Annotated in this window: 10 protein-coding genes; 7 read left to right on the plus strand and 3 right to left on the minus strand. The window is 70.6% G+C overall.

Annotation, left to right across the window (positions count from 1 at the left end; translation table 11 throughout):
• The first annotated feature begins 92 nt into the window (after positions 1 to 92).
• The 4 genes from AC6RUA_RS00880 to AC6RUA_RS00895 all read left to right on the plus strand — a co-directional run bounded on the left by AC6RUA_RS00880 (position 93) and on the right by AC6RUA_RS00895 (position 3,848).
• On the plus strand, positions 93 to 2,351 hold the full coding sequence (locus tag AC6RUA_RS00880) for a DUF7282 domain-containing protein (RefSeq protein WP_499814075.1): 2,259 nt from the start codon (positions 93 to 95) through the stop codon (positions 2,349 to 2,351).
• Between the two features lie 109 nt (positions 2,352 to 2,460).
• Positions 2,461 to 2,754 (plus strand): 50S ribosomal protein L21e, encoded by a 294-nt coding sequence (locus AC6RUA_RS00885; protein WP_499814076.1) that lies wholly within the window; start codon positions 2,461 to 2,463, stop codon positions 2,752 to 2,754.
• Positions 2,755 to 3,111 carry an RNA polymerase Rpb4 family protein gene (locus tag AC6RUA_RS00890; protein WP_499814077.1) on the plus strand — a complete coding sequence of 119 codons (357 nt, stop codon included), beginning with the start codon at positions 2,755 to 2,757 and terminating at the stop codon, positions 3,109 to 3,111.
• Positions 3,112 to 3,173: 62 nt separating this feature from the next.
• A complete protein-coding gene (locus AC6RUA_RS00895) occupies positions 3,174 to 3,848 on the plus strand; it encodes a DUF655 domain-containing protein (RefSeq protein WP_499814078.1) in 675 nt (224 codons plus the stop codon).
• 37 nt (positions 3,849 to 3,885) lie between these two features.
• Here the strand turns inward: AC6RUA_RS00895 and AC6RUA_RS00900 are convergent, their stop codons facing one another.
• The 3 genes from AC6RUA_RS00900 to AC6RUA_RS00910 all read right to left on the minus strand — a co-directional run bounded on the left by AC6RUA_RS00900 (position 3,886) and on the right by AC6RUA_RS00910 (position 6,228).
• Positions 3,886 to 4,329 (minus strand): hypothetical protein, encoded by a 444-nt coding sequence (locus AC6RUA_RS00900; protein ID WP_499815467.1) that lies wholly within the window; start codon positions 4,327 to 4,329, stop codon positions 3,886 to 3,888.
• Between the two features lie 86 nt (positions 4,330 to 4,415).
• Positions 4,416 to 5,987, minus strand: a complete 1,572-nt coding sequence (locus AC6RUA_RS00905; protein ID WP_499815468.1) for a sodium/proline symporter — start codon at positions 5,985 to 5,987, stop codon at positions 4,416 to 4,418.
• 94 nt (positions 5,988 to 6,081) lie between these two features.
• The gene (locus AC6RUA_RS00910) at positions 6,082 to 6,228 is read right to left on the minus strand and encodes a hypothetical protein (protein ID WP_499814079.1); all 147 of its coding nucleotides are present in this window, start codon (positions 6,226 to 6,228) and stop codon (positions 6,082 to 6,084) included.
• A 289-nt stretch (positions 6,229 to 6,517) separates the two neighbouring features.
• Here AC6RUA_RS00910 and AC6RUA_RS00915 point away from each other — a divergent pair, with 289 nt between their 5' ends.
• Genes AC6RUA_RS00915 through AC6RUA_RS00925 form a run of 3 tightly spaced genes read left to right on the plus strand, consistent with a single transcriptional unit; the run spans position 6,518 to position 9,485 of the window.
• Entirely contained in the window at positions 6,518 to 7,384 is an 867-nt protein-coding gene (locus AC6RUA_RS00915) for a 16S ribosomal RNA methyltransferase A (protein WP_499814080.1), read from the plus strand.
• A complete protein-coding gene (locus AC6RUA_RS00920) occupies positions 7,384 to 8,823 on the plus strand; it encodes a mechanosensitive ion channel family protein (protein ID WP_499814081.1) in 1,440 nt (479 codons plus the stop codon). The genes AC6RUA_RS00915 and AC6RUA_RS00920 overlap by 1 nt, the downstream gene beginning before the upstream one ends.
• Entirely contained in the window at positions 8,820 to 9,485 is a 666-nt protein-coding gene (locus AC6RUA_RS00925; protein ID WP_499814082.1) for a HemK2/MTQ2 family protein methyltransferase, read from the plus strand. The genes AC6RUA_RS00920 and AC6RUA_RS00925 overlap by 4 nt, the downstream gene beginning before the upstream one ends.
• The last annotated feature ends 68 nt before the right edge of the window (positions 9,486 to 9,553 follow it).

Below are 9,553 nucleotides of genomic sequence, written 5' to 3' on the forward strand. Positions count from 1 at the left end.
GTCCGACCGGAAGGCGGCCGCGAATATCGATCGATGATAACTGGAGCGGTGCGCTTAACCCGTCCGCTCGCACCACGTCGCGCGTACCATCGATGCTGGGGGAGTCCTTCGGGGAGACGGGGCGAGAGGAGCGAGCGAACACCGGGAGGCTGACGCGCGGCGTCGCCGTGGCGCTGTGTTGTCTCGCGCTCGCGGCGGCGAGCGTCGGTCCGGCCGTCGCGGCGCCCGGAGCGACCGCGGTGACCGGGGCGGCCGACGACGGGCCGGAGAGAGCGGGAGCGGGGGGCGTGTCGGCCCCGCCGGAGCGGACGCCCGTCGACGACGCCGGCTGGACGCCGAACGCGACGAACACGACGAACGCGTCGTCGCTCGCCCCGACGCCCGACGGGGACCTCGCGGTGTCGAACGCCCGCCTCGTCCTCTACGTCGACGACGACCCGGAGACGCGCGGCGGGGTCGGGACGTTCACGCTCCAGAGCGCCGCGCCGGACGGGGACGGAACCGCCGACCTGCTGTACGGCGGCGGGGACGCGTGGTCGTCGTACCTGACGGTCCGCGTCGACGGGACGGACTACGTCACCGGGACGGACGTGGTGGGCGCGAGGAACATGGACGAGTACGTGACCGCGCCTCCCGCCGTCGACGGGGACACGATCGTCACAGAGTGGACGCTTCCCGAGGGGGTCGTCGTCACCCAGACCGTCGGGCTCGACGGCGGCGAGGCCGCCTTCGATGTGGACGTCGAGAACGCCGACGGGGCGGCACACGACGTGCGCGTGAGGTTCCTCCTCGACTACCAGCTCGCCGCCGCGGACGGCGGACCGGTCTGGCGGTCCGGGAACGCCACTACGACCGAGACGGCCGTCGACGAGCCCGCGTTCGAGTCGTGGCGAACCCGCGAACGGGCCGACGGGCCGACACTGACCGGAGTGACCACCGCCGAGACGCGGCCGACTCGCGTGGCGTTCGTCCGGTGGAACCCGGCGTACGGGTCCGCGTACGGGTACGAGGTCGACCCGGAAGCCGAGTTCTACAACGCCTCACAGGAACGGGGAGACGCCGCCGGAGTGCTGTACTACGACCTCGGGAGCCTCCAGTCCGGCGAGTCGTCGACCGTCCGGGCCACGTACGGCCCCGGCGGGACCGCCGAAGCGCTGGGTCTCGACTTCCCGGACCAGCGGTCGGCGGGGGAGAACGTCACCGTCGCGTCGGTCTCGCTCCCGGACGGCGGGTTCCTCGGGGTACACGCCGCCCACGGCGACCTGCTGGGCGTCTCCGACCCGCTCCCCGCCGGCGACCGCCGGAACGTCACCGTCGGTCTCGACTCCCCCCTCGCGGAGTCGCGGCCGCTCGCGGTGGTCGCGTACCGGGACACCGACCGCGACGGCCGGCCGGACCTCGGCTCAGGCGACGACCCGTACGGAGCGGCGCACAGACCAGCGGTCGACCGCGCGAACGTGACCGTTCCGCCCTCGGCGTCGCTGACGTTCCCGAACCAGACGACTGCGGGCCGAACGGTCGTCGTCGACTCGGTGACGCTGTCCGAGGGCGGCTTCGTCGCGGTTCGCGACCCCGCCCGCTCCGGGGGTCCTTCTGGCGTCATCGGCGTCTCCGAGTACCTCGCCCCCGGTACGCACGAGCACGTCCGTATCAGCGCGTACCAGGTGCCCGGGGGGACGTTCGACCGGATGGTGCTCACGCGCGACCGGACGCTCGTCGCGACACCGTACCGCGACACGGACGGCGACCGGCAGTACGACTTCGTCGCCACCGACGCCACCGCCGACGGCCCGTACACCGACCTCGCGGGCGGTACGCTCGCCGACGACGCCGAGGTCACCGTGGAGGACGAGGACGAAGACGAACGCGACGAGGCGACCGTGGAGGGCGACGCCTCCGAGCCCCGAACGGTCCACTACCAGGTGGACCTGGTCGCCGGCAGACCCATCGAGTCGCTCTCGGCCGACCGCCTCTACGCCGACGAGGACCGTCTCCTGCGGTGGGCGCTCGGGAACAGCGAGGACGGAATCACCGAACGGGGGTCGGCGTGGGCGAGTGCGGACGTCCGGTCGTGCGTCGACGCCGAACACGTTCGGCGGGACGGCGACGTCGCGTCCGTCGCGTTCACCGTCGCCGAGGGGTGCTCGAACCTGACGCTCTCGCTCGTGAGCTACGAGACGCCCGACGACGGGTTCTCGCCCGAGACGGCCGACGAGCAGGTGCTCGTCGACTCGCGCGTCGTGAGCGTCGGCCCCGGCGAGCACACCGTCTCCGTGACCCTGCCTGACGCCACCGAGGGCGGGGAGGACGAACCGGCTCGCGTCTCCGAACCGAGCGTCCTCCACGGGTAACGGCTCCCCCACTCGACTTCCGTCGCGTCCGCACCCGTGTAACGCCGACACACGCGAGACCGAGAACGCACCATTTATACCCGAACCCACGAAACCACCTTCTACGATTATGCCGAGTTCCAACGGACCGCTCCACGGAACGCGTGGGAAGCTGTCGAACAACCCCCGCGAGCGCGGGACCTCGCCGCCGCAGCGCTCCATCGCCGAGTTCGAGAACGGACAGAAGGTCCACCTCGCGCTCGACCCCTCGGTGCCGGACGGCCGGTTCCACCCCCGGTTCAACGGACACACCGGAGAGGTCGTGGACAAACAGGGGACCGCGTTCAAGGTCGAGATCACCGACGGCGGGAAGACGAAGACCATCATCGCCAAGCCGGCCCACCTGCGCGCACAGAGCGAGTAGATGACGATATTCAAAGAGAAGCTCGACGAGGAGTACCTCACCGTCTCCGAGACGAAGGACATCCTCGCCGACGTCGAGGCCGAGCGCGCGGCCGACGAGGACCGCGAACTCCGCTACGAACTCGCGCGCGCCATCGAGCACGTGAACCGCTTCGCGGTGCTCGACGCGGCCGAGTCGCTCGAACTGGTCGCGGAACTGCGGGAACTCGAGAAGGTCAACGAGGCCACTGCGTACAAGATAACCGACCTCCTGCCGCGCGACCGGACGGAGCTCCGCGCGGTGTACGCACAGGAGCGGTACTCGCTCTCGGGCGAGGAACTCGACGAGATTCTCGACGTCGTCGCGAAGTACGCCTGACGGGCGCGCTCGGCGGGCGGCGGCGACCACCTTTTAAGGAGTTCCCCGGCCTATCAGTGAGTATGACTGACGACGAGCGGAACGCGGACGCCGACGGCGAGTCCGTCGACGCGCCCGAGTCGGACGAGTCGGGCGCGTCGACCGACGCGGGCGGGGGTACGGACCGGGACACGTACGCCGTACTGCTGGACTACCTGCCCAACGGCCGTCCGGACGACGACCGGCCGCAGTACAAGAAGTCGCCGGTGGGGTACGCGCTCGGCGAGCGCGACTTCCGGCTGTTCGAGGTGACGTTCGCCGACGAGGCGGACGTGGGCATCGCCGACCGCGTCGTCGTCGCCCCCGACCCCGACCCGGACCTCGTCACGCGCCTCCGCCGCATCGAGTACGACGACCTGACGCGGGGAGCGACGCAGGAACTGGAGTACGCCGTCAACGAGATCATCGAACGGGACGAGCGCCGGTTCGTCGACTTCTACAACGACGCCCAGCCCATCACGCTGCGTCTCCACCAGTTGAACCTCCTCCCCGGTATCGGGAAGAAGCTCCGTAACAACGTGCTCGACGAGCGCAAGCGCGGACCGTTCGAGTCGTTCGAGGAACTGGAGGAGCGCGTCTCCGGGCTCCACCGCCCGAAGGAGGTGCTCGTCGAGCGAATCCTCGAGGAACTCCGGGACGAGGACCTGAAGTACCGCACGTTCGTCGGCATCGAGAGCGGAGTCCAGCGGGAGGAGTGACCCGCCTCGCACGCTCGCGGCTCGCGGGTCCCGGTGTTCAGTCCTCGAGCGGCGCCTCGTCGCCGCGGACGCTGTCGACGATGACGTCCCCGTCGGGGCGCGAGGCGAGCCAGTAGAGTTTGTGGGCGTCGACCCGACGGGGGAACGTTATCTCGGGGGCGCTCCCGAGCGCGAACTTCCGCATCGTCCACTCGAAGACGGCGTCGCGCGCACGTTCCCGACAGCGCTCCGCGGGGAGTTCCTCGGGGAGGACGAGGACGTCCTCGACGGTGTGCGTCTCGACGTCCGGGACCTCGTCGGCCCGCACGACGAGGCGGCGGGACCGGTCGACGCTGACGGCGTACGAGAGTTCCCGGTCGGGGAGGAGCGGACGGCCGACGGTCACCGACGCCTCGTAGACCCGGTAGGGGTAGGCGACCGCCCCGACTCGACCGGCCGAGCGGACGTCGTCGCGCCGAACCGCCGGCGGGACGACGGGCAGCGTCGCCTCGTCGCGTCCCGTCCCGCGTCGCTCGCGAAGCGTCGCCTCCGGGTCGGCCGAGTCCGTGGCGACCGCTCCCGGGTCGGTCACTCCGCCTCCCAGTAGTCCGCGGCCGCGACGTGAGCGCGGACGTTGTCGGTCTCGGTGATGACCTTCGGCGAGCAGTCGCGGCCGCCGTCCGTCGCGTACCCCGGCGAGGGGGTCTCCTCCCGCTCGATGACCGACAGCGGCTTGTCGAAGATGTCGAAGTGGTCGTCGACGCCCTCCGGCGGGCGCGTGAGCAGCGAGACGACGACCAGCGTGAGCACCGAGACGATGAACGCCGGGAAGAGACCGTAGACGCCGATGAAGTTCGCGACGAACCCCGACCCCTCGGCGAGTCCGCCGAGGCCGATCAGTCCGAGAACCGTCGGCAGTTGCGTCCAGACGACCATCGTCGCCGCGCCCACGACCATGCTCGCGACGGACCCCTCGGCGGTGACGCGCTTCCACCACAGGGCCGCGATGAGCGTGGGGCCGATGGCGGCACCGAGCCCGCCCCACGCGTAGTCGAGCACGAGCGTGTAGATGGGCGTGGTCCGCGCGACGTACGCGAAGCCGATGCTCGCCGCACCGAGGGCGAGCGTCACGACCTGCGAGTAGCGGACGAGCGTCTCCTGGCTCGCGTCGGGGTCGACGAACCCGTGGTAGACGTCCTCGACGATGGCGCTCGTGGCGACGAGGAGTTGCGAGTCCGCGCTCGACATCATCGCCGCGAGCGCGGCCGCGAGGACGATGCCCGCGACCGGGCCGGGGAACAGGTCGAGCGTCAGCATCGGCATCACGTTGTCCGTGTTGGAGATGGCGCCCTGCCCGAAGACCAGGAGGCCGTAGATACCGACGAGGCCGGCGCCGATGTAGGCCACGAACATGAACAGTTGGGCGACCAGCGCCGCGAGGCGGACGTTCGCCACCCGGTCGATTCCCATGAACCGGACCATCACGTGGGGGTTGCCGGGGACGCCGAGGCCGATGGCGGCGTAGCTGACGATACCGAAGACGGCCGCCCACCCGGTCATCCCGGCGGTGACGCTCGAGAGGCCGCCGCCTATCGACGCGAGGTTGTCGAACGGGAGACCGTAGGAGGTGAACGCGATGGTCGGGAGGAGGATGAACGCGGCGAGGATGATCGCCCCCTGGAAGTAGTCGGACCACGCGACGGCGAAGTATCCGCCGAGCATCGTGTAGCCGACGACGATTATCCCGCCCACGACGATGCCGACGAGCGGTGAGACGCCGGTCAGCACCTGTAAGAGCGTCCCGGCGGCGACGATCTGCGCGCCGACGTAGCCCCCCTCGAAGAGCATCAGGATGACCGCGGAGACGCCCTTCACGCGCCCCGTGTCGTCCTGCAGGCGGGTCGCGAAGAACGTCGGGAGCGTCACCGCGCGGACGATTTCGGAGTACTTCCGGAGGCGCTTGGCCAGCGCGGCCCACGCGAAGAGGTCGGCGGGAATCATCCCGAGACCGTTGTAGAAGGCCATCACGCCGGTGTTGAACGCGTCTCCGGGGACGCCGAGCGTGAGCCACCCGCTCATCTCGGAGGCGCGTTCGGAGAAGCCGGTGACGACCGGACCGATCTCCCGACCGCCGATGACGTAGTCGTCGACCGAGTCCATCAGTTGCGAGGAGTAGAACCCGATACCGAGGAGGACCAGTAGGTACGCGCCGAACGCGGCGAGCACCCACGTCCCGGCCCCGCCGGCGATTCCTTCAGGCACGCTCGCCCTCCGTACCGTACTTCTCGTGGAGGCGCCGCTCCCGCCGCCCCTCCCAGACGTAGTAGACCACGAGCATCCCGAAGTACACCACGAACGGCCCGAACAGGAGCACCAGGTCGACGCTGTTCGCCTCTTGCATCGTCTGCCCACCCATGGTGGAATTGCATAAATGCATCGAACAAACCGATATACCATCCGATACGATGGCTGTTCGACGTGTTCTCTCGACAATCAGACACGCCCGGGTACCAGTGATGCGCTCGTCCGGGGCGGACGCCGACCGCGGCGCGTGAACCGGGTCGACGTTCGGCGTCGTCCCCGACGCGCGGGGGAGGGCGACCCGCCCGCCGGTCGCGGCGTCCGGGGGGAGCGCGTCGACCGTCCGGTCGATAGACGGATTTACGGCCGCCGACCGAGAACGCCGGGTGATGACCGACCCCACCTCCGAGTCCGGCGCTCGCGACCCGGACCGGCTCCGGGAGCGCGCCGGAGTCCGGGGTGACCCCGACCGCGACCAGCACTTCCTCGTCGACGACCGGGTGCTCGACCGTCTCCCCGGCTACCTCCCGCCGGACGCCGACCGCTCGCACCTGCTCGAGATCGGCGGCGGCACCGGCGCGCTCACCGACCGCCTGCTCGCGGTGGGCGAGCGCGTGACCGTCGTGGAGCGGGACGCGACCCTCGCGGCGTTCCTCCGCGAGGAGTTCGCGGACGAGGTGGCGGCCGGCCGGCTCGAAGTACTCGAGGGGGACGCGCTGACCGTCGAGTTCCCCGCGTTCACCGCCTGCGTCTCCAACCTCCCGTACGGCGTCTCCTCTGAGGTCGCCTTCCGCCTGCTGCCGCTGGCGCGACCGCTCGTGCTCATGTTCCAACTCGAGTTCGCCGAGCGGATGGTGGCGGAACCGGGGACGCCCGAGTACGGCCGGCTGTCGGTGAGCGCCCAGCACTACGCCGCGGTCGAACTCGTCGAGACCGTCCCCCGTGAGGCGTTCGACCCGCAGCCGCGCGTCGACAGCGCGGTGGTCCGCTGTACGCCCCGGACGCCCGAGTACGAGGTGGACGACGAGGCGTTCTTCCTGCGGTTCGTGAAGGCGCTGTTCACCCAGCGGCGCAAGACGGTCCGGAACGCCGTGCGCAACACCGCTCACATCTCAGGACTGGCCGACCCGGACGCGGTCGTCGCGGCCGCCGACGAGTCCGTCATGTCGGCCCGGCCCGGCGACCTCCCGCCCGCGGCGTTCGCCGCGCTGGCGGAGGTGGCGCGCGAGGTGAGCGCCGTCGGCGAGGGGCAGTGATGGGGGGAGACGGGGCCACCCTCCAGAACGGGACGGCGACGCCGAACGGCACTATCACCGCGAGCGCGCCGGGCAACGAGAGCGGCGGGACGACCGTGAGCGGCGCGGACCTGCTGGAGGGGGCCACCCCGCTCGCGGAGACCGTCCAGTCGTGGGTTCCCACGCTCGGGTCGCAGTTCCTCGCGACGGTCGGAGCGTTGCTGCTGTTGTTCGTCGTCGGCGTCCTCGTCCGCCGCGCGGGCGAGTCGCTGAAGGACCGGTTCGACGAGACGCTCGTCGAGTCGACCCAGACGGCGGTGATGGCGGTCCTGACGGCGGCGGTCGGGGTGTTCCTCGTGTTCGTCTGGCGCGGACTGGACGAGATGGCGTACCTCCTCGCGCAGTTCAACGTCGAGTCCGGCGACGTGGTCCTGTTCGTGTTCACCCTCGTCGTCTTCGGAGGGGCGTACGTGGTGACGCGGCTGACGAAGCGCGCCATCGCCGAACTCGCACACGAGCGCGGCACCATCACCGAACACCAGCAGAGCATCTTCCACCACACCGTCCAGGTGGGGATCTACGGCCTCGCCGTCCTCGTCGTGTTCTCACTGTGGAACGTCAACATCGGCGGACTCCTCGTCGGCGCGGGTGTCGCCGGAGTCGTCCTCGGGCTGGCGGCCAGACAGACGCTCGGCGCGGTGCTCGCCGGATTCGTCGTACTGTTCGCCCGCCCGTTCGAACTCGGCGACTGGGTCGTCATCGACGAGCGGGAGGGAATCGTCAGGGACGTGAACATCTTCAACACCCAGCTACGGACGTTCGACGGCGAGTTCGTGATGATTCCGAACGACGTGGTCACGTCGGAGGAGGTCGTCAACCGCTCCCGGCGGGGACGGCTCCGGCTCAACCTGGACGTGGGCGTCGACTACACCACCGACATCGAGGAGGCCGTCGAACTCGCGGAGGAGGCGATGGCGGACCAAGACCTGCTACTCGACCAGCCGAACCCGGAGGTGGTCCTCACCGAGTTCGGCGACTCCGCCGTCGTGTTGCGACTCCGGTTCCACATCGACACGCCGAGTGCCCGGAAGATGTGGAAGGCCCGGACGGACGTCATCACCAGCGTGAAGCGCGCGTTCGACGAAGCGGGGGTGAAGATTCCGTTCCCGCAGCGCGAACTGTCCGGGCGCGCCGAGACGGACGGGTTCCGCGTCGCTGCCGCGGACGCGGCGGCGTTCGGGGCGGCCGACGGCGACGCGGGTGGCGGGAGCGCGAGCGAGGGGATGGACGCAGAGGGAGAGGCGGACACGGACGAGGCAACCGACGAGTCCGGGGAGGGTGAAGAGACCGGCGACGACACCGAGGAGGACGACGCGAGAGACGGCGACCCGGCGACCGACGTCGACGGCGTCGAGGGGGAGTCCGACCCGGCGACCGACGGCGGGGGAGACGACGGATGACGGACGACGGCGGCGAGGCCCGCGAGCGCGACGGAACCGGGGAGACCCACGGAGACGACGAGAGCGAGCGAACCAGCCGCGACGCCCTCGCGGAGCGGCGGGGGGTCGACGACCCGGTGTACGCCCCCGCGGAGGACTCCGGACTGCTCGCGTCGGCGGCGGTGGAGCGCGCGCGGGGCGTCGTGCTGGAGGTGGGTACCGGCTCGGGGTGGGTCGCGGAGCGAGTCCGCGAACGCGGCGACGCCGACCGGGTGCTCGGGAGCGACGTCAACCCCCACGCCTGCCGGCGGGCGCGCGAGCGGGGCGTCGAGGCGGTGCGCGCCGACCTGGTCGGCGGGTTCCGCGCCGACTCGCTCGACACGGTGCTGTTCAACCCGCCGTACCTCCCGACCGACCCGGACGCCGAGTGGGACGACTGGCAGGAGGTGGCGCTGTCGGGCGGGGAGTCCGGCCGCGCGCTCATCGAACCGTTCCTCGACGACGTGGGTCGGGTGCTCCGACCCGGCGGGCGCGTCCTCCTGCTCGTCTCCTCGCTCACCGGGTTCGGGGCCGTCGTGGAGTACGCCGTCGAGTGCGGCTTCGACGCCGAGACCGTCGCCGAGGAGTCGTACCCGTACGAGACGCTCTCCGTTCTCGCGCTGACGCCGAGAGGCGGGTCGTAACGCGCCCGCCGCCGAGCGGGAGGAGCGCGCCCCCCGTTTGGATAACTACTGCGAATAAAATGCTTTAG

The organism is Halorarum sp. SLYT50 (assembly GCF_059821265.1).